The following is a 24,886-nucleotide window of genomic DNA, read 5'->3' on the forward strand; positions in this document are numbered from 1 at the left end:
TATATGCGTTTGTATCTATTATATGGGCCAACTCGCGGGTGCGCCAATATGTTCCCAGTGAGGGCCTGCCGTTAGGATGCTCACAGGGCCAAGTAATCCAAGTCACAACTTTCGTGGAGGTTGATCGTGGCAGCACTGCAGCGTGGCATGGCTGGCGCCGGTCTTAGGCTCGCACCCACGGCCACGGCCATTGTGGGTTTTCTGGTCTTGGTTGAACTGACCAGCGGTATTCTTCAGGGTTACTACACGCCCCTGCTGACCGACATCGCCAGGCATTTGGGTATCCACGACGCCGACGTCAACTGGTTCGAAGCCGCCCAACTTATGGTCAGTGCCCTTGTGGTGCCGGTGCTGGCAAAACTGGGCGATATGATCGGCCACCGAAAAGTCTTGTTGATCTCCACAGCTCTGACCGCGGCAGCCTCCTGGGGTGTGGCGTTCGCCCCCAACTTCTGGTTTTTCCTGGCGGCGTGGGCGCTCCAAGGCTTCTACGTAGTCTGGCTGCCGCTGGAAATCGCACTGATTTACAGCCGCTCCCACCAACGCCCAGACGGTGCTGCGCTAACCCGAAAGTCCGCGGGCATCCTCGTTGCAGGCCTCGAATTCGGCGTCATTGTCGGCGCCCTGGCCGGCGGATTTATTGGCGGGGCGCTGCCGGACAAGCTCTGGCTGACCCTGATGATCCCGGCCATCGCCGTAACACTGTGCTTCTTCGTGATTCTGTTCGGCGTGCCCGAATCCGAGAACCGCACCGGTGGAAAACTCGATCTCATGGGCCTGACCCTACTGTCTACGGGACTGCTGCTCATCACCGCCGGCCTGACATTCATGCGGATCAACGGCCCTGGCACTTGGTGGGCGTGGGCCGCGGTCGTGCTTGGAATTCTGGCACTGGTGCCGTTCACGCGCTACGAATTGGGCCACAAGGATCCGCTGATCGACATCCGCTTGCTCCGCCAACCCAGCATGTGGCCGGTGCAGCTGACAGCGTTCCTGTTCGGCGTCTCGGTCCTAGGCGCGCAGGCACCGCTGTCCACCTTCGCCCGTACCGACCCCGCCGAAGTAGGTTATGGCCTGGGTGCCAGCGCGTCCCTGGTCTCGGTCCTGATCGGCGTCTATGTCCTGGGTCTGCTGATCGGCGCCCTGCTCTACCCGCTCGTCACCAGATGGACGACGCCGAGAATCACCTTGATGGGGGCGGCTTTCCTCGTTGCTGTTGGTTACCTGCTGTTCCTTCCGTTCCACGACACGATGACACAGGTGTTGGTCAACATGGCGATTGCCGGTCTTGGCAGCGGTGCTCTGGTGGCGGCACTGCCCTCGGCTGCCGCGGCCGCTGCACCGTTGACTCAGACGGGCATGGCGACCGGGTTGACCAATGCCACAAAGACTGTTGGCGGGGCTTTTGCCTCTTGTGTCTTCGGCATTGCGCTGGCCGGCCAGGCATTGGGTTCATTGACATCAGACACTGGTTCGACGGCTGCCCCGTTGGAGGGGTACATGCTGGTCTGGACCATTTGCGGTGTCACGGCTTTGGTGGCGGCGGTGGCGTTGTACTTTGTCCCGAAACTGGCGTTCGGGCCCACCCTGCCGGTGGATTGAGGGTTCCACCGAGCATGCCGACAGATTGTGCCGACAGGTTGTGCCGATAGATTGTCCGGACGGATAGTTCCGGTGACGACACGCTGGCCACCGCTTGGCGCGAAGAAGTGCTCCGATACCCTGTTGAAGGCGAACACGACCGCCAGTCCGCGCTGGGCCATGGCTTGAAGCTAGTCGAGCTTTGAAACCAGTAGAGCTTTGAAACTCGTACAGCTTGAAACAACTCAAGCCCTGGTGGCGCACAAGAAACCTGGAAAGGCACATTCATGAGCAATTACAACGGGGCGCCGCCGCCACCGAGTCACTTTCCGAATCAAGGGGTACCCATGCCTGCGCCTCAGCCAGGCAATCGCAAGACCCTCTTTATCATTCTCGGTTCAGTTGCCGTTGTACTGTTTTTTGCTCTGATCGCCCTGTTTGTATGGGTCATCCCTGCATTGACCAAGGGAACAAATGAAGGCGATTCCGTAGCTACGAGCTCCGCGAGCCAGCCGGCGTCGAGCGCGTCAAGCTCCGAGTCGGCGACCGAGACCGCAACGGAATCAGCCCCGAGCGACGCCCCAACAGATACAGATGGCAATGCTGAGACCGATGCCGCAGACGGGTTACCCGCTGGTGCAACGGCACTGCCAGCCGGCTGGGATGCCCTGAACGGACCCAGTAACATTCCAGCGGATGGAGATCCGTTGTTCTCGAAATTCGTCACCGGCGAGTCCTCATTCCAGTACCTGAAGTCGTGGGACTACGACGGCACCTTCGGTAAGACCACCGATCCCGAGACAGGCAAGGAGATGCAGCAGGTTGCCCAAGGCACCAAGGATTTGGATGCTGATGGCATCTCCACAGCCTTTGCCTTCTTTGCCGAAACCGATGAGGGCAAGTTCGGTTCTGACCCGGCGAAGGTAAAAGCAGCCATCCAAGCTGTCGAGGACAAATTGTCAGCTGCAACAGCTGCTGAGCTGATGCAGCAATTGGTCGGACACAAATGCGCTTCCGGGTTCCAGCACAGCACCCCGGAGACCCGAGAGTTCCGCCGTGGACTGGCTGTGGTGGTGGGATTCACCTGTAAAACCGCGGCCGGAGAGGACATCCAAGCAGTCAATCTCTTCTCCGTCACACCGTGGGGAACGCCGCAGCGGGTCGGCGTCAGCGGCCACAAGAGCTATTGGGATGCCAATCCCGGCACGTTCGAAAAGTTGGCCAACTCCTACCGCATCAACAAGTGGAAGCAATAGACAACAAGCAAATAACAAGCGCGGTAAAGCGTAATAACTGAAACAAAAGCGGGGCTGTCAGCCAAGGTGGCTGACAGCCCCGCCGTCGTAATGCTTGTCGTACTACTAGAGACTTGATCGGGCTGTGGCGCCGTCAGTCGGCGGCCCGTCGGCCCCGCACCTTCGGGATGGCGCCGGTGGTCCAGTCTTGGAACTCAGCTACAGGCTTTGCCTCTTGGGGAGCGGCGCTCTTAGCGCTTGTGTCCTTGCCGGCTGTGTCCGTAGCGGTTGCGTCCTTGCTTGCTGGCGCGGCATTGGCCGGGGCGTGCACCACCTTGAGCGCCTTGATCAGGTCATGGCGTTCCTTGCGCCCTTCCACCAACCGGTACAGCACCGGCACCAGGATCAGCGTCAGCGCCGTGGAGGAAACCAGTCCGCCCACCACCACAATGGCCAACGGCTGCGAGATGAAACCGCCGCCACCTGTGAGACCAAGAGCCATGGGGGTCAACGCAAAGATGGTAGCCAGTGCCGTCATGAGGATGGGACGCAAACGCTGACGGGCGCCATGCTCAATGGCGTCGGCAACGTTCATGGCCGGCCGGTCGCCGGCTGGTTGCCGGTACTGGTTGATCAGGTCAATCAGCACAATGGCGTTGGTGACCACAATGCCTACCAGCATCAACATGCCGATCAAAGACGGCAAGCCCAGCGGGATGCCCGTGATGAGCAACAGGCCGATGGCGCCGGTGGCTGCAAACGGGATGGACACCAGCAAAATCAATGGCTGGATGAGCGACTTGAACGTCGCCACCATGATCACGTAGACAATGGCGATGGCGGCCAGCATGGCCAGGCCCAACTGCTGGAATGATTCGGCCTGCTGAGTTGCCGCACCACCAATAGTGGCAATGGTGCCTGCAGGCAGCTCGGTGGAATCCAGCGTCTTCTGCACCTCTGCACTGAGCGAACCCAGGGCATTACCTTCCGGTGCTACAGAGACGGTCGCCGTACGCTGGCCATTGGAGGAGGTCACGGTGAGTGGTGTCTGAACTTCCGCAACAGTGGCCACCTGCGAAAGCGGCACGGGACCGGCCGCAGTAGGAATCTGAGCTGCGGCCAGTGCGGCCACCGAATCAAACTGGGTGCCCAAACCAATCTGGACCTTGTAATCGGTAGTGTCGATCCGGACAGTGCCACCCGGAATGGGGCTGACTGTGGCGGCCAGCAGGCCGGTAATTTGTTGTTCATCCAGACCTGCCGCAACAGCCTTGGCGCGGTCGACGCTCACCTGCACAACGGGCTGTGTGCCGCTGAGGTTGCTCTCCACCGACTGGGCACCGGGGATCCCAGTCATGGCCTTGACCAGGGCGTCACTGGCTTGTTGCAGTTCTTCGCCAGTGGTTGCCTTGACGGTGATATCCACGGTGGAGGACATGCCAAAGCCACCACCTTGAGAGCCGAGGCTGATGGTGCCGGCGTCCTTGATGCCCGCAACGGCAGTCCGTACCGTGTCTTGCAGGGCGACCTGATCCGCGTCGGGATCGGTGATGACCTGGAACGCTGCGCTGGAGGCTCCCGATGAGAGCAGCGCGGAGAAACCGCCCGAGGCATTGCCCACTGTCACCTGAACGTCGGTGATGCCCTCGATGCCTGTCAAGACTTTTTCAACTTTTTCCGCAGCCGTATTGGTGACCTCGAGGCTAGTTCCAGCAGGCATGTCCTGCTGGATGCTCATGCTGTTCTGGCCGGTATCGCCCAGCAAGTTGGTGGGCAGCAGCGGGGTCATGGCAAGCGTGGCGGCCAAGATGATGCCACCAGCAATCAGCGTTACGACGGGGTGTTTTTGGGTCTTGGCGAGGATCGGCAGGTAGCCGCGCTGCAGCCAAGAGGAGCGCTCTTTCTCTTCCACAGCGCTCAGCAGAGCCTGCCCACGCAAGGGGGTTCCGGCGTCGTTCGCTGCAGTAGGGCTGGAGGAAACAACGGGAGTGGATTTCAGGAACCAATAGGCCAGCACCGGAACAATGGTCAGGGAGACTAGGAGTGAGGCGAGCAGCGCGAAGGTCACGGTGAGCGCGAACGGGCGGAAGAGCTCGCCGGCCAGGCTGCCCACAAAGGCGATGGGCAAGAACACGGCCACAGTGGTCAGCGTGGAGGCGGTGATGGCCGCGGCAACCTCGCGAATGGCGGCCAGGATGGCGGTCTTCTTGTCCTCGCCGTAGCTGAGGTGCCGCTTGATGTTTTCGATGACCACAATGGAGTCATCCACCACCCGGCCAATGGCAATGGTGAGCGCGCCCAGGGTCAGGATGTTCAGCGAGTAGCCGGTGGCCCAGAGCCCGATGAACGTCACCAGCAAGGACAGCGGGATGGAGATGGCGGTGACCAGGGTGGAGCGCACAGACATCAAGAAGATCAAGATGACTGCCACTGCGAAGCCGAGCCCCAGCAGGCCTTCTACGGTGAGATCGTGGATGGACTTTTCAATGAAGGGGGCCTGGTCCAGGACCGTAGTGAACGTGGTGTTATTGCCCATGGATGCCGCGATCTCGGGCAGCATCTCGTTGACCTGCTGAGAGAGCGAAACCGTGTCGGCCTCGGGCTTCTTGGTGATGGACAAGGCCAGCGTGGCGTTGCCGTTGGTGCGGGTGATGGAGGTGGTGGGGTCATCAGCCACCGTCACGGTTGCCACCGAGGCGATCGTGGGGATGGTTGCACTAGAGCCACCGAGCGGCAAGGCCTTGACGGCGTCGAGGGAATCGACGGGGCTACCGGCCTGGATGGAAAGCGTGGTGCCATCGGTATTCAAGGAACCGACAGGGACCAAGGTGCCGTTGTTTTTCAGCGCTTGGGCGATATCGCCGGGATTCACACCGGCGGCAGCCATCTTGGCGGGGTCCGGAAGGATCTGGATGTGTTGGGAGTTTGCTCCGGTCACGTCGGCGCTGCGGACGCCGTCAATCTTCAAGAGCTTGGGGACGGCAATGCGCGCCAGATCCGTGTTCAGAGCAGCGAGGTCCTGATCCGAGGAGACGGCCAAGAAAACGATGGGAAAATCGGAAATGCTGCCGGCAATAGGTTGCGGCTGCACACCATCAGGCAGTCGTTGGCTGACGTTCGAGATGGCTCGGTCAATTTGGTTCCGGGCCCGGTCCAAGTTGGTGCCGTAGGTGAAGGCGAGGTTGATGGTGGAGACCCCGCTGCGGGAGGTGGAGGTGCTGGATTCCAGCCCCTCCACCGCGTTCAAGGCGGCCTCAAGTGGTTCGCTGACCTGTTTGTCGACCACCGCGGGGGAGGCCCCGGGCATAGCCGAGACCACGGTGATCTGCGGGAACTCAATGCTGGGAATGAGTTCCTGCTTGAGGGAACCGAGGGTGATCACCCCGAACACCATCGCAAAAATGGTGATCAGAGCAATCAGGGCCCGGTTCCCCAATGACATTTTGGCCAAATTGAACATCAAACCACTCCCACTGCTTCATGCTGCTTCAGGCCGGTTGAACCCGGGCCAGTTCAAACGAAATTCAGGCCGTCTCTACTTCAGTTTTTACTACTCTTACTTCAGCTGCAACGAGGCTGCCGTGGCAGCCAGGCTCTTCTCAAAGAGCTCGGCATTGTCATTGAGCTTGGTGCCGTAGGTGGGCATCATGGTGCGCAATGAATCCTGCCATTCCAGCTTGAATTTGCGCGGGAAGCAACGCTGCAGCAGTTCAAGCATGATCGGCACGGCCGTGGAGGCACCCGGTGAGGCGCCCAACAGTGCAGAGAGTGAACCGTCAGCTGCCGTGATGACCTCGGTGCCGAACTGCAGCACGCCGCCCTTCTTGGCATCCTTCTTGATGATCTGCACACGCTGGCCAGCGGTAATCAGTTCCCACTGCTTGCCATCGGCTTCGGGGAAGTACTCGTGGAGCGCCTCCACCTTGCCGGCGCGGGACTTGGTGACTTCGGAGACCAGGTACTTGACCAGATCCAGGTTGTCCTTGCCCACTGCCAGCATCGGGATGATGTTGTTGGGACGGATGGAACCGGGCAGGTCCATATAGCTACCGGTCTTGAGGTACTTGGTGGAGAATCCGCCGTACGGGCCGAACAGCAAAGAGCGCTTGCCGCCAACGTAGCGCGTGTCCAAGTGAGGCACAGACATGGGCGGGGCGCCCACTGACGCCTGACCGTACACCTTGGCGCTGTGCTTGGCAGCGACCTTTTCATCGGTGCAACGGAAGAACTGGCCTGAGACGGGGAACCCGCCAAAGCCCTTGCCCTCGGGGATGCCGGACTTCTGCAGCAGGTGCAGGGCGCCGCCACCGGAACCGATGAAGACAAACTTGGCCTTGATCTTGCCGTACTCACCGGAGTTGGGGTGCTTGAGCGCAACGTCCCAGCCGCCGTCGGAGGTGCGAGCAACATCGGTGACGGTGGTGCCGTAGTTGATCTCGACGCCGCTCTTGCCCATGTACCCGATCAGTTCCCGGGTCAGGGCGCCAAAGTCGACGTCGGTTCCCTCGGCGGAGCGAGTGGCCGAGACCAATTGCTGGGGGTCGCGTCCCTTCATGACCAGCGGAGCCCACTTGGCGATGGTCGCCGGGTCCTCGGAGTATTCCATGGAGGCGAAGACCGGGTTCGGCTTCAGTGCTTCATGCCGGGCCTTGAGGAATTTGCGGTGCGCTTCGCCAATGACAAAGCTCATGTGCGGGACGGTGTTGATGAAGCCCTTGGGAGATCCAATCAGCGATTCGTCCACCAGATGCGACCAGAACTGGCGCGAGAGCTGGAACTGCTCGTTGATGTGAATGGCCTTGGCCGGGTTTACGGAGCCGTCTTTGGCCGCCGGTGAGTAGTTGAGCTCGCAGAGCGCGGAGTGGCCGGTACCGGCGTTATTCCACGGGCTGGAGGATTCCAATCCTGGCGTATCGAGCTGTTCAAACAGCACAATCTTCCAGTTTGGTTCGAGTTGCTTGAGCATGGTGCCCAGCGTGGCGCTCATGATGCCGCCTCCGATGAGGACGACGTCAGCGTCTTTGGTGTTCGAAATGAAGGTCACAGTCAACTCCGGTAGAGGCTCTTCCTAGCGCTAGAAGCGTATCGCGGCACACGCCGGATGCATAAATCAGCGCTTGCCTCCCCTTAGTCTGTGGTAGGCGTCACCAGCTTCACTTGATTGAAGACTTCGTTCAGTACGGGGCTCAGCGGGTAGCTTTGCACCCGGTCCGATAAGGCGATGGCAGAGATCGGAAAGACAATGGGGATGGCCGGCACCGTGGTGGCGATTTGTTTGCTAATGGACTCATAGGCGGCAACGCGGTCCGGACCGTTGGGCATGCTGCGGGCACGGGTGATTTTGGACGTCAATTGGGGATCATCCATGCCCAGTTCAGCACCAGGGGAGCCGAAAAGGGGGCCCACAAAGTTATCCGGATCTGCGTAGCTGCCATTCCATCCCATGAGGCTCAGGGCGTGGTTGCCATCGCGGGTAACAGCGGTTAGATAGCCCTCATTCCAGGGTATGGGCACGGGCTTGATGTTGAAACCGGCCTTGGTGAGTTCAACGGCTATCTGGGCGTAGACCTTTTCCGGTGTGGGTAGATAGGTACGTGCGGCATTGGTGGGGTAGTAGAAGGGGAGCTCTTCACCGTTGTAGCTGGAGGCGGCGAGGAGGGTTTTTGCCTTCTGCGGATCGTAAGCAATTCCCTCCACAGCATTGTTGAAACCGCTGAGCTTGGGTGGGATGAACTGGGCCGTAGTGGCTGTTCCGCCGATGAAGAAGTTACTGGCCAATAACGACTTGTCAATGGCGGCAGCGATCGCTTCGCGCACCTTCACATCTTGGAGTACCGGGATCTTTTGGTTGATGCCTACATACATGACGGAGAAGGGATCGCGTTGCAGGACCTGTTTGCCGCTCTTGATGAGTTTGTCCAAGTTATCGGGGGTGACGGGGTCGTAGCCGTCAATGGATCCCTCTTCCAAAGCAGCCAGGCGGGTTGCCGGTTGTTCGAACGTCTTGAATTTCAGGGTGGTGATCTGCCCTTTTTCCCCCCAGTAATCCTTATTGGCGTTCATCGTGACAGAGCCGGCGGAGGCTTCGGCAAAGGTGAATGGCCCGGTGCCTACCGGATGCAGCCCGTAACGGGAGACCTTGTTGCTCGCAAAAGTTTGATCCAACACATTAGCGGTGTTGGCCTTCAACGCGGTGGGGGAGGAGATCGCGAACGCTGGCAACGTCAGGGCGGGAAGGAACCCGGTGAGTCGAGTTTTCAGGCCGAGTGTCACCTGCAGTGCAGAGCCAACGGTGCAGCCGTCATACAGTGAGTTCTCCGAGTCATCGCTGAAGGCCCGGAAAACCTGCTTGAACATGGAGGAGGAACCATCGCCGCGCGTGGAAACCGGCATGGTGTACCAACGTTCAAAGTTGGCACACACTGCAGCGGCGTCGAACGCGGTGCCGTCGTGGAAGAGCACATCCGGACGCAGGGTAAAGGTGTATTTCAGCCCGCCATCGCCCTCGGTCCATTCCGTGGCCAGGCTCGGTGCGGGATCGCCCGTGACGGCATTGACCGTCAGCAGACCCTCCATGACTTGCCGCGTCACCCGGTACGACTCCGTGTCAGAAACCAGCGCCGGATCAAAACCCAGCGGGTCCGTTCCGGTACCGAACGTGAAAAGGGTGGGGGTAGGCGCCTGGGTGGGTGCCGGCGTCGTACTTGGGAGAACGGGAGGTGCCGCGGTGCAGGCCGTGACGCCCAGAAGAACGACGGCGGACAGAGCCAACGCTCGCTGGATCACCATGCGCAGTGGGCTGGCAGGGCTAGGCACGTTCGGGGTTCTCCTTGCAGCACGGACTGTCCATCAGCCACTCATCATAGTGGGACATTCTGGGGGCGGCCGGTGGATTGCTGTGTCCGCGGTGTGAAGTGTGGTTAAAAGTACGCTTCACACGCTGTAGTATGGTTCATGCTTCAATGCACCTGCGCGAGTGGTGGAATTGGTAGACACGCAGGTTTTAGGTACCTGTGCCTTCGGGCGTAGGGGTTCAAGTCCCCTCTTGCGCACAGTTGCAAAGGCCCCGCTGATCAAAAGATCGGCGGGGCGTTTGCTTTTTCTTGGGCCGCTAACCCGGGGCCTAACCGCTAACCCCGCTTTGGGGTGACTGGCTAAGCGGCGTCGAGCTGCAAATCGCGTCGCAGCTTGGCCACATGACCGGTAGCGCGCACGTTGTACTGGGCCAAGGCCACTGCGCCAGCTTCGTCAATGACAATGGTGGACCGGATCAGGCCCTCATAGGTTTTGCCGTAGTTTTTCTTCTCGCCCCAGGCAGCATAGGCCTCGGCCACAGCGTGGTCTTCGTCGCTGAGCAGCGGGTAGCTGAGCGCGTCGCGGGCCACGAATTTTTCCAGCTTGGCCACTGAGTCAGGTGAAATGCCCACTACTTCGTAGCCTGCAGCTTGCAAAGAGGCCAGGCTGTCGCGGAAATCGCAGGCCTGCTTGGTGCAACCAGGTGTCATGGCGGCAGGGTAGAAGAAAACAATGAGCTTGCGGCCAGCAAAGTCGGCCAATGAGGTGGTGCCACCATCAGCGTTGGGCAGGCTAAAGGTGGGGGCTGGATCTCCGGCGGTCAGGCGCTCGGTCATGGGGATCTCCTTGTTCGTCCCGTCGCTGCGCCAAGGGCGTGGTCGGGGAAGTGGTGTGGACTCTGAATTCAGCCTAGGCGAGTTGCCGGCAGGGGCTAAATTGGTACCCGGGATTGGCGGCGCTCGCTTGGTGGTGGCTACGCTGGACGGTGGCTGCGCTGGACGGGGCGGCCTCCATGTGGTTACGGGCCGGATTTGAAAACGCAGATGATGCGATGAAAACCGCGGATTTGTCGCGTATTCTGCAGTCTCGAGCTGGTTCAGCGCATCATCTGCTGTTTCGAAGCAGAACCCACTGACGCGCCCGGGCTGTACACACATTTTGGCCGCTAACCCCTAACCCCGTTTTACCGCTAACCCTGAGTCCCAAGATATGGCCCTTTTAATCGCATTTTCGGGGCCAGATATGGCGACTCGAAGATGGTGATCGTGGAAGCCACTGACACGCCCGGGCTGTACACACATTTTGGCCGCTAACCCGAGGAATGGGGCAAAGGGGCAACTAGAGAGGTTAAGGGGCAACAAAAAACCGCCCCAACTCCGGCGCTAGCCAGTGTTGGAGCGGTTTTACCCTTGTGCACCCCTCCGGACTTGAACCGGAAACCCATTGATTAAGAGTCAATTGCTCTGCCAATTGAGCTAGAGGTGCATCTTTTTACTGCAGTAAAAAGCTGTTCCAACACCGGTTGTTACCAGTGTTGGAACAGCCCTACTTTGTGCACCCCTCCGGACTTGAACCGGAAACCCATTGATTAAGAGTCAATTGCTCTGCCAATTGAGCTAGAGGTGCATCTTTTCGTTGCGGTGAAGCGCGAGAGATTGTGTCCGTCGTGTTCTTTGCAACGACATGAAACTATACGGCTTTTTTGGGCGGGTGTGAAATCGAGAAATAGCTTTTCGGCCACTTTGCGTCAGGGATCACACTTTGGGGCCGCAGAAAGCGCGTCATTGCGCGGAATCTCGGCCCACGTTTGATTTGGAAATTGTTCAGCCAGGAGCTCGCGGTGAGCTTTCAGGGGGAGTGTCTGGCTGGGCGACGCGCTGGGCGACGCGCTGGGCGACGCGCTGGGCGGCACGCTAGGCGCCGCGCTAGAGGCACGCAGTGGACACGCTAGGTGTAAGGGTCGGCAGCGGCACGGTCCGCGCAGTAATAGCAGTCACAACGGCAACAGTGGCCCGACTTGCGTGACGATACTGTGGCTTACTTTACTTTTCGGACCTAGACTGGCGCTCATGAGCGTCGAGACTAATCCGGTTGAACCGGAAGACACTGTTGTACGCACCCCCGATGGCAAGCCGGACATCAAGCCGCGCAGCCGAGTTGTTACGGACGGCATTCACGCCGCCCCAGCTCGCGGCATGTTCCGCGCAGTCGGCATGGGCGATGACGATTTCAGGAAGCCGCAAATTGGTGTGGCCAGCTCGTGGAACGAGATCACTCCTTGTAACCTCTCGCTGAACCGCTTGGCTCAGGGCGCGAAGGAAGGTGTCTTCGCGGCCGACGGGTTCCCCATGCAGTTCGGCACCATCTCAGTATCTGACGGCATTTCCATGGGCCACGAGGGAATGCACTTCTCCCTGGTTTCCCGTGAAGTCATTGCCGATTCGGTGGAAACGGTCATGATGGCTGAGCGGCTCGATGGCTCGGTCCTGCTGGCTGGTTGCGATAAGTCCCTGCCCGGCATGCTCATGGCCGCGGCACGGCTGAACCTCGCCTGTGTGTTCCTCTACGCCGGCTCCATCATGCCCGGCTTCGCCAAATTGGAGGACGGCACGGAAAAAGAAGTCACCCTGATCGACGCCTTCGAAGCTGTGGGTGCTTGTGCCGCTGGCAAGATGAGCATGAAAGATCTGGACGCCATTGAGCGCGCCATCTGTCCGGGTGAGGGTGCCTGCGGCGGCATGTACACAGCCAACACCATGGCCTGCATTGGTGAAGCGCTGGGTATGTCCCTCCCCGGCTCGGCCGCCCCGCCCAGCGCCGACCGCCGTCGTGACATGTACGCGCGCAAGTCAGGCGAAGCTGTGGTCCATCTGCTGGAGCAAGGCATCCGCGCTCGCGACATCATGACGAAGAAGGCCTTTGAGAACGCCATCGCCGTCACCATGGCGTTCGGTGGTTCCACCAATGCGGTCCTGCACCTGTTGGCAATCGCGCGCGAAGCTGAGGTGGATCTGACTCTGGCCGACTTCAACCGCATCGGCGACAAGGTCCCGCACTTGGGGGATCTGAAGCCCTTTGGCCGCTACGTGATGTTCGACGTCGACAAGATCGGAGGAGTCCCCGTCATCATGAAAGCACTGCTCGACGCCGGACTCATCCACGGCGATTGCCTCACCGTCACCGGCAAAACAGTGGCCGAGAACTTGGCCGCGATCAACCCGCCGGATCCTGACGGCAAGGTTCTGCGCGCCATGAACAACCCCATCCACAAGACCGGTGGCATCACCATCTTGCACGGCTCCATGGCCCCCGACGGCGCAGTGGTGAAGAGTGCGGGCTTCGACCTGGACGTTTTTGAGGGTTCTGCGCGAGTGTTTGAACGCGAGCAGGGGGCACTGGAAGCCCTTGACCGCGGGGAGATCCACGCAGGAGACGTGGTGGTGATCCGTTATGAGGGTCCCAAGGGTGGCCCGGGCATGCGCGAGATGCTCGCCATCACCGGCGCCATCAAGGGTGCCGGACTCGGCAAGGACGTGCTGCTGTTGACCGATGGGCGTTTCTCCGGAGGTACTACCGGGCTATGTATTGGCCACGTTGCCCCTGAAGCGGTCGACGGCGGGCCCATCGCCTTTGTGCGCGACGGAGACAAGATTCGCGTGGATATTGCTGCGCGTACCTTTGATCTACTGGTGGAGGAATCGGAATTCGAAGCGCGCAGGGTGGGCTGGGAACCGCTGCCGGCCAAGTTCACTACGGGTGTCCTGGCCAAGTACGCAAAGCTCGTCAACAGTGCCTCAACCGGCGCCTACTGCAGCTAGCCCTGCCTCTGCAGCCCCGGAATCGTCTCTTCAGCCCCGGAATCTCAGGGATGAGCGGCGCCATGACCACAGAGTGGACACCATGTCCAAATAGTGAGATGCCGGTGTGGCGCGTTTGACACTCAAGAGCCATAAACGGGAGACTAAACACATGCAACGAGAGCTCCTAGCCGTCATTAGCTAGCACGTGACGCGCAATGACCACACCCATGGTTATTGGCTTGTGGCTTTCTTTAGATGAAAGAACGCCACAACACGTGCAAACCCCTCGATGAACGCCTTATGGGCAAGAGGGGTTTTTTTGTTTCCACCACCAGCGGCAACTTGTAATACTGCGTGATCCACCCTGCACCAAACGCAGCTACAGAAGAATTACCCAAGCATGAGTTCCCCAAAGGAAGAACCGATGAGCAAAGGAACGCCCGCCAGCCCAGCGCTGATGGCAGCCAAGTCCCCCGGGCACGGTGCACAAGCGAGCACCCACTCCGGTGTGGTCAGCACCGTAAGCCCGGCATCCGCCGTCGTGGGTCCCAACAATGTTGTGGCTCCCATCCAGATGACCGGCTCCGAGGCGCTTGTCCGTTCACTTGAAGAGCTAGGTGTCAAGGACATCTTCGGATTGCCTGGTGGCGCCATTCTTCCTACGTATGACCCGCTGATGGCATCGGATCTGAACCACATTCTGGTGCGCCACGAACAGGGTGCGGGCCACGCTGCACAGGGTTACGCCATGGTCACCGGAGATGTTGGCGTGTGTATCGCCACCTCCGGTCCAGGTGCCACCAACTTGGTCACCGCCATCATGGATGCGCACATGGACTCGGTTCCCCTGGTGGCCATTACCGGCCAGGTTTCCAGCACCGTGATCGGCACCGACGCCTTCCAGGAGGCCGACATTGTTGGTATCACCATGCCGATCACCAAGCACTCGTACCTGGTGACGGACCCCAATGACATCCCTCGCGTGATGGCCGAGGCATTCCACCTCGCCTCGACCGGTCGCCCCGGCCCCGTGCTGGTGGACTTCGCCAAGGACGCGCAGCAGGCTCAGATGACCTTCTCCTGGCCGCCGGTCATTGACCTGCCCGGCTACCGCCCCGTGTTCCGCGGTCACTCGAAGCAGTTGCGTGAAGCTGCACGCCTGATTCGCGAAGCCAAGAAGCCCGTACTGTACGTCGGTGGTGGCGTGATCAAGGCCAATGCATCCGAAGAGCTGCTGATTCTGGCCGAACTGACCGGCGCTCCCGTGGTCACCACGCTGATGGCCCGCGGCGCCTTCCCGGATTCGCACACTCTGCACGTCGGCATGCCCGGCATGCACGGCACGGTTTCGGCCGTGACCGCCTTGCAGCAATCCGATCTGCTCATCACCTTGGGTGCGCGCTTTGACGATCGTGTCACAGGCGTCCTGAGCAGCTTCGCCCCGCACGCCAAGGTCATCCACGCCGATATTGACCCGGCAGAAATTTCCAAGAACCGCACGGCTGATGTGCCGATTGTTGGTTCACTGAAGGAAATCATTCCGGACCTGAGTGCCGCCGTGAAGACGGAATTTGAGAGCAACGGGACCCCTGATCTCGGCGATTGGTGGGCGTTCCTGGGCAACCTGCGCGACACCTACCCGCTGGGCTGGACCGAACCCGAAGACGGGCTCATGTCCCCGCAGCGCGTCATCTCACGTATTGGTGAACTGACCGGTCCTGAAGGGGTCTACGTTGCCGGCGTTGGCCAGCACCAGATGTGGGCCGCACAGTTCATCAAGTACGAGCGTCCCCGTTCCTGGCTGAACTCCGGTGGTGCCGGAACCATGGGCTACTCGGTTCCCGCAGCCATGGGTGCCAAGGTGGGTAACCCGGACCGCGTGGTCTGGGCCATCGACGGTGACGGCTGCTTCCAGATGACCAACCAGGAATTGGCAACGTGTCGGATCAACAACATTCCGATCAAGGTTGCCATCATCAACAACTCCTCCTTGGGCATGGTGCGCCAGTGGCAGACGCTGTTCTACAACAGTCGCTACTCCAACACCGATCTGAACACCGGTCACGACACCATTCGTGTCCCCGACTTTGTGAAGTTGGCAGACGCCTACGGCTGTGTCGGTTTGCGCTGCGAACGCGTCGAGGACATTGACGCAACCATCCAGGCTGCCTTGGCTATCAATGACCGCCCCGTCATCATCGACTTCGTGGTCAGCCCCGATTCCATGGTGTGGCCGATGGTGCCATCAGGGGTCAGCAATGATCAGATTCAGGTTGCCCGGAACATGACCCCGGTGTGGGACGAGGAGGACTAGAAATGACTCGACATACTCTTTCCGTACTGGTTGAAGATAAGCCCGGCGTATTGACCCGCGTGGCCAGCATGTTTGCCCGCCGCGCCTTCAATATCAACTCACTTGCCGTTGGCCCCACCGAGATTGACGGGATTTCCCGCATGACAGTGGTGGTTGACGCAGACGGTGACTTGATTGAACAAGTCACCAAACAGCTGAACAAACTAGTCAACGTCATCAAGATCGTTGAACTGGTTGCAGAGAATTCCGTGCAGCGGGACCACATCCTGGTCAAGGTGCGTGCGGATGCCGCTACGAGACTGCAAGTAACCCAAGCTGCAGATCTCTTCCGGGCTTCCGTGGTTGATGTGTCCACAGACTCATTGACCATTGAAGCCACCGGCTACGCTGACAAGCTAGCAGCCTTGCTCAACGTCTTGGAACCCTTCGGGGTCCGGGAAATTGTGCAATCCGGCACCTTGGCCATTGGGCGGGGAACCCGTTCCATGAGCGACCGGGCACTGCGCGCTTCCTAGCGCACGGCCCACCAGAACCCGGCAAGTCAGGGGTTCTGGGCGAAATACTTATCCATGATGCAACACCCCATTTATTCACGTTATTCAAGGAGTTCCACAGTGACTGACATGTACTACGACGACGACGCCGACCTGTCCATCATCCAGGGTCGCAAGGTCGCCGTTATTGGTTACGGCAGCCAGGGCCACGCCCACGCACTGAGCCTGCGCGATTCCGGTGTTGACGTACGCGTCGGCCTCAAGGCGGGCTCCAAGTCCATCGCTAAGGCAGAGGCAGAGGGCCTGCGCGTACTCAGCGTTGCAGAAGCAACCGCCGAAGCCGACCTGATCATGATCTTGACCCCGGACCAGGTTCAGCGCTTCGTCTACGCCGAGGACATTGCACCGAACCTGAAGGCTGGCGACGCCCTGTTCTTCGGCCACGGCTTCAACATCCGCTTCGGCTACATCACGCCCCCGGCTGATGTTGACGTGGCTCTGGTTGCTCCGAAGGCTCCGGGTCACACCGTACGCCGCGAATTCGAAGCCGGCCGTGGCATCCCCGACCTGATCGCTGTTGAGCAGGACTTCACAGGTAATGCCAAGGCTCTGGCCCTGTCCTACGCCAAGGGCATCGGCGGAACGCGCGCCGGCGTCATCGAGACCACCTTCACCGAAGAGACCGAAACCGATCTCTTCGGCGAGCAGGCAGTTCTCTGTGGCGGTACCTCACAGCTGGTTCAGTACGGCTTTGAAGTTCTGACCGAAGCCGGCTACAAGCCGGAAATCGCCTACTTCGAGGTACTGCACGAGCTCAAGCTCATCGTTGACCTCATGTGGGAAGGTGGCATTGCCAAGCAGCGCTGGAGCGTTTCTGACACCGCAGAGTACGGCGACTACGTCTCCGGCCCGCGCGTCATCACCCCCGAGGTGAAGGAAAACATGAAGGCTGTTCTGGCCGACATCCAGAGCGGTGCTTTCGCAACGCGCTTCATCGAGGACCAGGACAACGGCGGCGTTGAATTCAAGGCGCTGCGCAAGAAGGGCGAAGAGCACCCCATCGAGGCCACCGGCCGCGAACTGCGTGGACTCTTCTCCTGGATCAGCAACAGCGACGATTACACCGAAGGCTCCGTAGCCCGCTAATCCCCACTTGCCGGCCCGAGTAGAGCTGCTGGCGCGTCTCTGCTCGGGAACCTGGCAAGCGTGGGCCCAACGTTTGGGCCCTCGGGCTCGGGCGCGTGGGCCCAAACGCTTCTAGCGTGGGTCTAAGCACTTCCGACGGCGCCTGCCGGACCCGCACGGGCGCGGCAGGCGCCGTCGTGCATTAAGAGCGCAACTAGATGAACAAAGGTGGCATGGATCATGTGATTTATGTCGCTTGCGTCGCACTTCCCGGTATTTGTTACGGCACCGAAGCCGGTCTCCCATAAACTGGAGTCCGGCTTTTCTGCTGAATTCGCAGCATGAGAACCATTCACCAAAATCCCCACAAGAACACTAACGAGAGCTAAAGAGGTCACCGGTGACAGCCACCAAGCCAGTAGTACTCCTCGCTGAGGAACTTTCTCCCGCCACGATCGAGGCATTGGGTCCCGATTTCGAGATCCGCCATGCTGACGGCGCGGACCGTTCCGCGCTGCTGTCCGCCATTGTTGACGTCGATGCGATCCTGGTTCGCTCCGCAACTCAGGTGGATGCTGAAGCGATTGCCGCAGCGAAGAACTTGAAGGTGATCGCACGTGCCGGTGTGGGGCTGGACAACGTTGACATCAAGGCCGCAACACAGGCTGGCGTCATGGTCGTGAATGCACCTACCTCGAACATTGTCTCCGCAGCCGAGCTGACCATCGGCCACATTCTTTCCCTGGCCCGCCACATCCCGGCTGCCAGCACCGCCCTGAAGAACGGGGAGTGGAAGCGCTCCAAGTACACCGGCACCGAACTGCTGGAAAAGAAGCTCGGCATCATCGGCTTGGGCCGCATTGGCGCCCTGATTACCGAACGTGCCAAGGCCTTTGGCATGGAGATCGTTGCTTACGATCCCTACGTCACCAGCGCCCGCGCCGCCAGCCTCGGCGTGCAGCTGCTCTCCCTGGACGAGCTGCTGGAACAGTCCGACTTCATCACAATCCACATGCCGCGCACGCCCGAAACCTTGGGCATGATCAGCACTGAGGCTTTTGCAAAGATGAAGAAGAGCGCCTACGTCATCAACGTGGCCCGCGGCGGTCTCATTGACGAGGCAGCCCTGAACATTGCGCTGCGCGAAGGCGAAATCGCCGGCGCCGGCATTGACGTGTTCGTCAAGGAGCCGGCCACCGACGTCGACTTCCTGGAACTCGACAACGTCATCGCCACCCCGCACCTGGGTGCATCCACCGACGAGGCTCAGGAAAAGGCCGGCGTCTCCGTCGCCAAGTCTGTTCGTCTGGCACTTGCCGGCGAGCTGGTTCCGGATGCCGTGAACGTTGCCGGTGGCGTCATTGCCGCCGACGTCCGCCCGGGCATCCCGCTGATCGAGAAGCTGGGCCGCATCTTCACCGCGCTGACCCACGCCTCGGTCACCCAGATCGACGTCGAAATTGCCGGTGAAATTGCCGCCCTCGACGTCAAGGCACTGGAACTCTCTGCTCTGAAGGGCGTCTTCAAGGACGTCGTCTCCGAGCAGGTCTCCTACGTCAACGCACCGATTCTGGCCGAACAGCGCGGTATCAAAACCAACCTGATCACCACGCTGGAATCAGCCGACTACCGCAACGTGCTGACCATCCGCGGCGCCCTGTCCGACGATTCGCAGATCTCCGTATCGGGTACCCTGACCGGCCCGAAACAGATCCAGAAGATCGTCGCTGTCAACGGCTACGAACTCGAAATCCCCATGAGTGATCACCTCCTGGTGATCTCTTACGCCGACCGTCCCGGCGTGGTCGGTTCCTTGGGCCGCCTCCTCGGCGAGAACAACGTCAACATCGCCGGCATGCAGGTTGCCCGCCATACCGAAGGTGGCCAGGCGCTGGCCCTCATCACGGTTGACAGCTCCGTACCGCAGGCGCTGCTGGATTCCATCCGCACCGAAATCGGCGCCACCATGGCCCGCGAGGTCGACCTGGAAGACTAACCTTCCCTTTTCACAAACGACGGCGGCGTTCCCACTTTGGTGGGGACGCCGCCGTCGTTCGTTGGAAGAGAGCGAAGATTTGGGCAGGAAATGGGAGAAACACTGCGGACACGGTAAATTCGTAGGGTGACATCTACTGAATCGGCCAAGACGCCTTACTACCTCACCACTGCCATCACGTACCCGAACGGTGTTCCGCACATCGGGCACGCCTACGAGTACATCGCCACCGACGCCATGGCACGCTTTAAGCGCCTGGACGGGTTCGACGTGATGTTCCTGACCGGGACCGATGAGCACGGTATGAAGATTGCTCAAGCCGCCGAGGATCAGGGCGTCACGCCCAAGGAGCTGGTGGACCGAAACGCCGCCATTTACAAGGAAGCGCACGCCGCCCTCGGCATCAGCTACGACCGCTTCATCCGCACCACGGACGCCGATCATTACGCCGCCTCGCAGGCCATCTGGAAAAAGATGGAGGAGGCCGGGGACATCTACCTGGGCAAGTACGAGGGCTGGTACTCTGTCCGCGACGAGGCCTACTACGGCGAAGACGAGACGGAACTGCGCGAAGACGGCAAGCGCTACTCCAAGGTCACCGACACCGAGTTGACCTGGACCGAAGAGGAAAGCTACTTCTTCCGACTGTCCAACTATCAGGAAAAATTGCTGGCGCTCTACGAGGCTGAGCCCGAATTCGGCGCCCCTCGCACCCGTTTCAACGAGGTCATCAGCTTCGTCAAGGGTGGCTTGGAAGACCTTTCCGTCAGCCGCACCACCTTCGACTGGGGCGTTCCTGTCCCCGGAAACGACAAGCACGTCATGTACGTGTGGGTGGACGCGCTGACCAACTACCTCACCGGCGTTGGCTACCCGGATGTGTCGTCTGAGGCGTTCCAGAAGTACTGGCCGGCTGACGTGCACGTCATTGGCAAGGACATCTCCCGCTTCCACGCCGTGTACTGGCCAGCATTCTTGATGTCGGCCGGGATCGAGCTGCCCAAGCGCGTCATGATCCACGGATTCCTGCACAACAACGGCGTGAAGATGTCCAAGTCCTTGGGCAACGTTGTGGCTCCGGCGGATTGGGTTGCCCAGTACGGTCTTGACCAGGTCCGCTTCTTCCTTCTGCGCGAAGTTCCCTTCGGCGCCGATGGTTCTTACAACCACGACGCCGTGGTGGGCCGGATGAACTCCGACCTCGCCAACAACCTGGGTAACCTGGCTCAGCGCTCCTTGTCCATGGTGGCCAAGAACTGTGCCGGTGTGGTGCCGACGCCGGGCGCTTTCACGCCTGCGGACGAGGCCATGATGGCTGCTGCCGCTGGTTTGTTGGAGATTTCCCGCAACGCGTACCAGGTGCAGGACTTCCACGGTTCTCTGGAAAAGATCTGGCACGTTTTGGGCGATACCAACGCCTACTTCGCCGATCAGGCCCCCTGGGTGCTGCGCAAGACGGACGTTCCCCGCATGGAAACCGTGCTGTACGTAACCCTCGAGGTACTGCGCATGGTCTCGATCCTGATTCAGCCGGTTATGCCGGACGCCGCCGCGAAGCTGCTGACGGTTCTGGGACAGGGGACCTCCGCGGACTCGGCGCTGCGTGAGTTTGCTGCCATCGCCACACCGCTGGTTGCTGGAACGGTCCTGCCCGCCCCGACGCCGATCTTCCCACGGTACGAAGAGCCCGCCTCCGCGTAGTCGCGGCCCTGTTTCGCGCCCGTTTCGTGCCCGTTTGGATTCGGACGGCGCTTGCGGGAAAAGATGGTCGTATACCGCCGTCTTTTCCCGCAAGCGCCGTCCTTTTGGCTGAACGGTCTATTGCTGTCGCAGTCCAGCCTCCCGCAACAGGCTGATGAAGCGTTCCTGGTTCATCATTTCGTTCCATTCCCATCGGACAAAACCGCTGACCTGGGCTCGGATTTGGTTCTCGCGTCGCTTTTCCTTCATGACACGGTCCTGAATGGATAGGCCTCCGCCCCAGTCGTCGCGCAAGTACTTGCCTTGGCCGTCAAATTCGCCGACGAGCCGGATCTTCTCGAACCAATAGTCAGTAAAAGCGTCGCTGCCATCACGAAGGATGAACCGTTGTTGGAGTATCGGGGCGGGGAAACCCAACAAATGCATCTTGGCTCGGCTGATTGATTCCCCAGCAGAGCCGGACAGTGGGTTAGCGAAACTGATGACGGCTAGTGCCCGTCTGCGGGCGCTGGCGGTGGGCAGTTTGTCGGCTGCGACCATGAGATCTTCGCGCCGCAATGCTTGTCCCTGTGGGTAGGTACTTTGCCACAAGGGGTCGAATTGTGGGGAGTCCACAAGGGGCGGCGTGAAGTGATTGAACTGATGTTTCCTGTCGGGTGCCCGCAAGCTTGAATCACAGATGGCAACGGCGTAGGGAAAATCGAGCGAGAGGATCAGTTGCATTACCGTGGTCAATTTGTCAGTGAGCAGGAATGGGCCACACCTTTGGAGTCCATCAGTCATGGAGCCGCGATGCCTGATCACACCGTTTTCGTTTCGCCCGCCCACCATCACTTCTGTCATGACATGCAGACGTCGGGGAGTACCCACAATCCACAGTCCCCACAGTAGTGCCGCGCTCGCATGGCAGAGTACGGGCTGACGTGAGGTCAGTGCCTGAAATGCCAGAATCTTTAGTCCATAGTTTTGCAAAGGGCTGAGTTCGCGGACGGAAGCAGTCTTTGCGTAAACGCCACGGCGCACACGGGTGAGTTCCCCGCTCTTGCATAGCTCCACCAGCTGCCGGCGGTCCCGGCCGGACTTTTCAAAGTCCGATGGAAGAATCAGTCGTGGCATGCTCATAGTCCCAGCGTCTCACTGCAAAGATGCTCGCGAGACGTACAGATGTGATGCCTGTGGATAACTTTGGAGTCCGTAACTGAGCCCCAACATTGCATTCAGACGGCGCTTGCGGGAAAAGATGGCCGTATACAGCCGTCTTTTCCCGCAAGCGCCATCCGAATCCGCGTGGCAGCGGAGCGGCAGGAGCCGCAGGAGCTTCAGCAGCTAATCCATGGCCAGACCTTCAACGGGGGAGAGCTTGGCAGCACGGCGGGCCGGCACTACGGAGGCGAGCAGCCCGGCAATTGCTGCCACAGCAACCACCGCCAGGATCTGACCCCACGGAATGACGGCGGTGACGGACGCGAAGCTGCCAAGAGCCGATTGCGCTCCCGCCCAGCCGTACACGGTGCCTAGAACCGAGCCGATGATGGCTGCGACGCCGGCAATGAGAACCGCTTCCAGAGCCAGCATGCCACGGAGCTGTCCACGCGTCAGGCCCAAGGCGCGGAGCAACGAGTTCTCGCGGGTCCGTTCCAGCACCGACAGCGAGAGCGTGTTGGCCACACCGATCAGGGCAATGAATACGGCCACGGCCAGCAGCCCGGTGACGACCAGCAGCAACATGTCGATGACCTGACCGAACGTGACCTTTTCCAGAACAGCACCAGAGACCTGGTATTCGTCGAGCCCTAAAGCTGTGGCTATGGACTGACGCAGGTCCAACAAAGCGTTGGCGTCCAGGGACGGGTGCACCTTGATCCATAACGGGTTAGGTGCTTGCATGCGCAGTGGATCGTCGGCGGCCACTGGCCCGAACGCGTCCAACGACACCAGAGCGTAGGTCCCGTTGGTGGTTGCAGCGGTTCCGGTGAGGTTGGTTGTTTGCGTCCCAGCAACGAGGCTGGCTGAGGTGCTGGTGGTGTCCTTGGGGATCAGGCCCTTGGGCAACACGGCCGACGTCGGGGTTGGCCGGTTGGCGGGGTTGGCCAGAACAGCGGCCGCATCGGCATCGGAAATACCGTAAGCAGGTAGCTCAGTATCACCCGCATTCACCAAACCCACCAACTGGAGCCGGGCAATGTGCTCAACTCCCGGAAGAGCTGCCGCCGTAGCCATTTGGGAATCTGTAACAGTATCTTGGTCCGCGTACGACTGCGCAGTGATATCCACCGGATAGACGCCGTCGAGCTCAGTGTCGAAGGCATGCCGGGCAGTGGCGGCACCGGTCATCATCATGGTCACGAGGGTGACGCCAATGAGCAGCGCCGAGGCGGTCGCGGTGGTGCGGCGCGGATTACGCACGGCGTTCGCAGCAGCCATCTTGCCCGGCACACCAGCAGGACGCGCCAGCGTTCCGGCGAGTGAGACGAGCTTGGGCACGAACAGCGTGGCCGCCATCAGGAAGCCAACAAATGACGCAGCCCCCGAGGGAAGTGCCAAGAGCAGATTCGCGGAGATCCCGCCAACAACCAGGCCAACGCCGCCCGCCAAGACGAGCACCACGCCAATGACCAGGCGAACCCGTCCACCCGTAGTGTGGACGGTGGTATCGTCCACAGGACGAAGCGCGGCCAGCGGAGCCACGGCCGTTGCGGCGCGGGCCGGAACCAGTGCTGCCAGCACCGTCAGTAGAGTGCCGATGAGGATGCCAGCAATAATGGCCGACGGCGGCACCGCCAACGTGGCGAAGCTAAAGTCGGGATTCTGGCGCAGTAAGGTCAAAACCAACGCCATGGTTCCCGTGGCCGCCAGCACACCCAGTACCGAGGCAACGACCCCAACCACCAGGGCCTCCACAATGACGGAGTTGCGCACCTGTTTGCGGCTCGCTCCAATGCAACGCAGCAGGGCGAGTTCGCGGGTTCGCTGGGCGACCAGAACCGAGAAGGTGTTGGAGACAACCAGTGCCGCGACGAGCAGGGCCACGGCTGCGAACGCCAGCAAGATGATGGTCAGCTGGTCCGATCCGCCGGTAAACCGAGAGACTTCTTCAGTGGTTTTCTCGTCAGGGGTCAGGATGGTTTCGACCCGCTGATCGAGAGACCTCGCCAGGGAATCCTTCGCTGCGGCGATGGAAACACCGGCCTTGAGGTTCACCGAGATGCTGCTGAATCCGGCGTCCGGGCCGCTGAGCTTATCAACGGCCGCCGGTGTGCCCACAAACTGGGCCATCCCTGATGACATTGGGTCAGCCGATGCTGCCATGATGCCTGAGACGGTGGCGACGAGCTGCGGCCCAGCTCCCTGCCCAGTTGCGCTTGAAGCATCCGCGACAGCCTGCCCGGTGAGCGTAGTTTTGCTGCCTACAACTAGCGCATTGCGTTCGGCGGTTTTGGAGTCCACCACCACTTCCTGGTCGTTGGAAGGCCACGCGCCGGAGCGCAGCTCAACAGGTTCCAATGACGGGAAAGAGGGCATATTGCGCAAGAATGCGGCGGCGGAGGCGCTACCCAGATCGGTCTGAACATACAAGGAGCGCTGCGCATACGATTCCACGACGTCAGGTGAGGCAGCCACGGCAGCAGCGGCCGACGTCGTCAGTGGTGGATTGCCAGGAGGGGAGATGACGAGATCCGCCGAGGCATAAGCCTGCCCAATGCTAGCCTTCAGCGATGCTTGCGTGGAGGCGTTGACCATCAGGGTTGCGGAGAGGAACGCGACGGCCAATAGCACCGCTAAGGTGATGGCTATGAACCGTCTGGAGTGAGTTTTGAGTTGGCTAAGGGCGACCTGCAGCATGG

At 60.4% G+C, this 24,886-nt stretch carries 14 protein-coding genes and 3 tRNA genes; 9 read left to right on the plus strand and 8 right to left on the minus strand.

Translation table 11 applies throughout. The features are described 5' to 3' along the window. Positions 1-147: 147 nt before the first annotated feature. On the plus strand, positions 148-1,602 hold the full coding sequence (locus tag AB0P14_RS05670) for an MFS transporter (RefSeq protein WP_363839363.1): 1,455 nt from the start codon (positions 148-150) through the stop codon (positions 1,600-1,602). Between the two features lie 326 nt (positions 1,603-1,928). Continuing rightward, entirely contained in the window at positions 1,929-2,837 is a 909-nt protein-coding gene (locus tag AB0P14_RS05675) for a hypothetical protein (RefSeq protein WP_363838871.1), read from the plus strand. A gap of 133 nt (positions 2,838-2,970) precedes the next feature. Here the strand turns inward: AB0P14_RS05675 and AB0P14_RS05680 are convergent, their stop codons facing one another. The 3 genes from AB0P14_RS05680 to AB0P14_RS05690 form a co-directional block, all read right to left on the minus strand. Further along, positions 2,971-6,276 (minus strand): efflux RND transporter permease subunit, encoded by a 3,306-nt coding sequence (locus tag AB0P14_RS05680; RefSeq protein WP_363838874.1) that lies wholly within the window; start codon positions 6,274-6,276, stop codon positions 2,971-2,973. A 96-nt stretch (positions 6,277-6,372) separates the two neighbouring features. Further along, on the minus strand, positions 6,373-7,860 hold the full coding sequence (locus AB0P14_RS05685; protein WP_363838877.1) for a malate:quinone oxidoreductase: 1,488 nt from the start codon (positions 7,858-7,860) through the stop codon (positions 6,373-6,375). 83 nt (positions 7,861-7,943) lie between these two features. After that, positions 7,944-9,632, minus strand: a complete 1,689-nt coding sequence (locus AB0P14_RS05690; RefSeq protein WP_363838879.1) for an ABC transporter substrate-binding protein — start codon at positions 9,630-9,632, stop codon at positions 7,944-7,946. Between the two features lie 154 nt (positions 9,633-9,786). Between AB0P14_RS05690 and AB0P14_RS05695 the strand changes: the two genes are divergently transcribed. Continuing rightward, positions 9,787-9,868, plus strand: a tRNA-Leu gene (locus AB0P14_RS05695). A gap of 102 nt (positions 9,869-9,970) precedes the next feature. Here the strand turns inward: AB0P14_RS05695 and bcp are convergent. The 3 genes from bcp to AB0P14_RS05710 all read right to left on the minus strand — a co-directional run bounded on the left by bcp (position 9,971) and on the right by AB0P14_RS05710 (position 11,237). Further along, on the minus strand, positions 9,971-10,447 hold the full coding sequence (bcp, locus tag AB0P14_RS05700; protein ID WP_363838882.1) for a thioredoxin-dependent thiol peroxidase: 477 nt from the start codon (positions 10,445-10,447) through the stop codon (positions 9,971-9,973). A 576-nt stretch (positions 10,448-11,023) separates the two neighbouring features. After that, positions 11,024-11,096: transfer RNA gene (locus AB0P14_RS05705), tRNA-Lys, on the minus strand. A gap of 68 nt (positions 11,097-11,164) precedes the next feature. After that, positions 11,165-11,237: transfer RNA gene (locus AB0P14_RS05710), tRNA-Lys, on the minus strand. Between the two features lie 443 nt (positions 11,238-11,680). Here AB0P14_RS05710 and ilvD point away from each other — a divergent pair. The 6 genes from ilvD (at position 11,681) to metG (ending at position 21,041) form a co-directional block, all read left to right on the plus strand. Next, the gene (gene ilvD / locus AB0P14_RS05715) at positions 11,681-13,429 is read left to right on the plus strand and encodes a dihydroxy-acid dehydratase (RefSeq protein WP_363838885.1); all 1,749 of its coding nucleotides are present in this window, start codon (positions 11,681-11,683) and stop codon (positions 13,427-13,429) included. Between the two features lie 406 nt (positions 13,430-13,835). Beyond that, positions 13,836-15,725 (plus strand): acetolactate synthase large subunit, encoded by a 1,890-nt coding sequence (locus AB0P14_RS05720; RefSeq protein WP_363838888.1) that lies wholly within the window; start codon positions 13,836-13,838, stop codon positions 15,723-15,725. A 2-nt stretch (positions 15,726-15,727) separates the two neighbouring features. Continuing rightward, on the plus strand, positions 15,728-16,240 hold the full coding sequence (gene ilvN / locus AB0P14_RS05725; RefSeq protein ID WP_363838890.1) for an acetolactate synthase small subunit: 513 nt from the start codon (positions 15,728-15,730) through the stop codon (positions 16,238-16,240). Between the two features lie 99 nt (positions 16,241-16,339). Next, on the plus strand, positions 16,340-17,365 hold the full coding sequence (gene ilvC / locus AB0P14_RS05730) for a ketol-acid reductoisomerase (RefSeq protein WP_363838893.1): 1,026 nt from the start codon (positions 16,340-16,342) through the stop codon (positions 17,363-17,365). Between the two features lie 379 nt (positions 17,366-17,744). Continuing rightward, positions 17,745-19,340, plus strand: a complete 1,596-nt coding sequence (gene serA / locus AB0P14_RS05735; RefSeq protein WP_363838896.1) for a phosphoglycerate dehydrogenase — start codon at positions 17,745-17,747, stop codon at positions 19,338-19,340. Between the two features lie 126 nt (positions 19,341-19,466). After that, a complete protein-coding gene (gene metG, locus AB0P14_RS05740) occupies positions 19,467-21,041 on the plus strand; it encodes a methionine--tRNA ligase (protein ID WP_363838899.1) in 1,575 nt (524 codons plus the stop codon). A gap of 117 nt (positions 21,042-21,158) precedes the next feature. Here metG and AB0P14_RS05745 read toward each other — a convergent pair whose 3' ends face one another. Further along, positions 21,159-22,163, minus strand: coding sequence for a type IV toxin-antitoxin system AbiEi family antitoxin domain-containing protein (locus AB0P14_RS05745; protein ID WP_363838901.1), 1,005 nt, complete (start codon positions 22,161-22,163; stop codon positions 21,159-21,161). A 204-nt stretch (positions 22,164-22,367) separates the two neighbouring features. After that, complete coding sequence (locus AB0P14_RS05750; RefSeq protein WP_363838904.1) at positions 22,368-24,884, minus strand: ABC transporter permease; 2,517 nt, start codon at positions 24,882-24,884, stop codon at positions 22,368-22,370. Positions 24,885-24,886: the final 2 nt, after the last annotated feature.

This window comes from Specibacter sp. NPDC078709 (genome assembly GCF_040686795.1).
Taxonomy (GTDB): Bacteria; Actinomycetota; Actinomycetes; order Actinomycetales; family Micrococcaceae; genus Specibacter.

Bases quoted from the DNA above. Each gene is read 5' to 3' on its own strand.
- ilvN (WP_363838890.1), top strand. From the start codon at position 15,728: ATGACTCGACATACTCTTTCCGTACTGGTTGAAGATAAGCCCGGCGTA.
- AB0P14_RS05745 (WP_363838901.1), bottom strand. From the start codon at position 22,163: ATGAGCATGCCACGACTGATTCTTCCATCGGACTTTGAAAAGTCCGGC.
- AB0P14_RS05750 (WP_363838904.1), bottom strand. From the start codon at position 24,884: ATGCTGCAGGTCGCCCTTAGCCAACTCAAAACTCACTCCAGACGGTTC.
- AB0P14_RS05670 (WP_363839363.1), top strand. From the start codon at position 148: ATGGCTGGCGCCGGTCTTAGGCTCGCACCCACGGCCACGGCCATTGTG.
- bcp (WP_363838882.1), bottom strand. From the start codon at position 10,447: ATGACCGAGCGCCTGACCGCCGGAGATCCAGCCCCCACCTTTAGCCTG.
- AB0P14_RS05720 (WP_363838888.1), top strand. From the start codon at position 13,836: ATGAGCAAAGGAACGCCCGCCAGCCCAGCGCTGATGGCAGCCAAGTCC.
- ilvD (WP_363838885.1), top strand. From the start codon at position 11,681: ATGAGCGTCGAGACTAATCCGGTTGAACCGGAAGACACTGTTGTACGC.
- AB0P14_RS05675 (WP_363838871.1), top strand. From the start codon at position 1,929: ATGCCTGCGCCTCAGCCAGGCAATCGCAAGACCCTCTTTATCATTCTC.
- AB0P14_RS05680 (WP_363838874.1), bottom strand. From the start codon at position 6,276: ATGTTCAATTTGGCCAAAATGTCATTGGGGAACCGGGCCCTGATTGCT.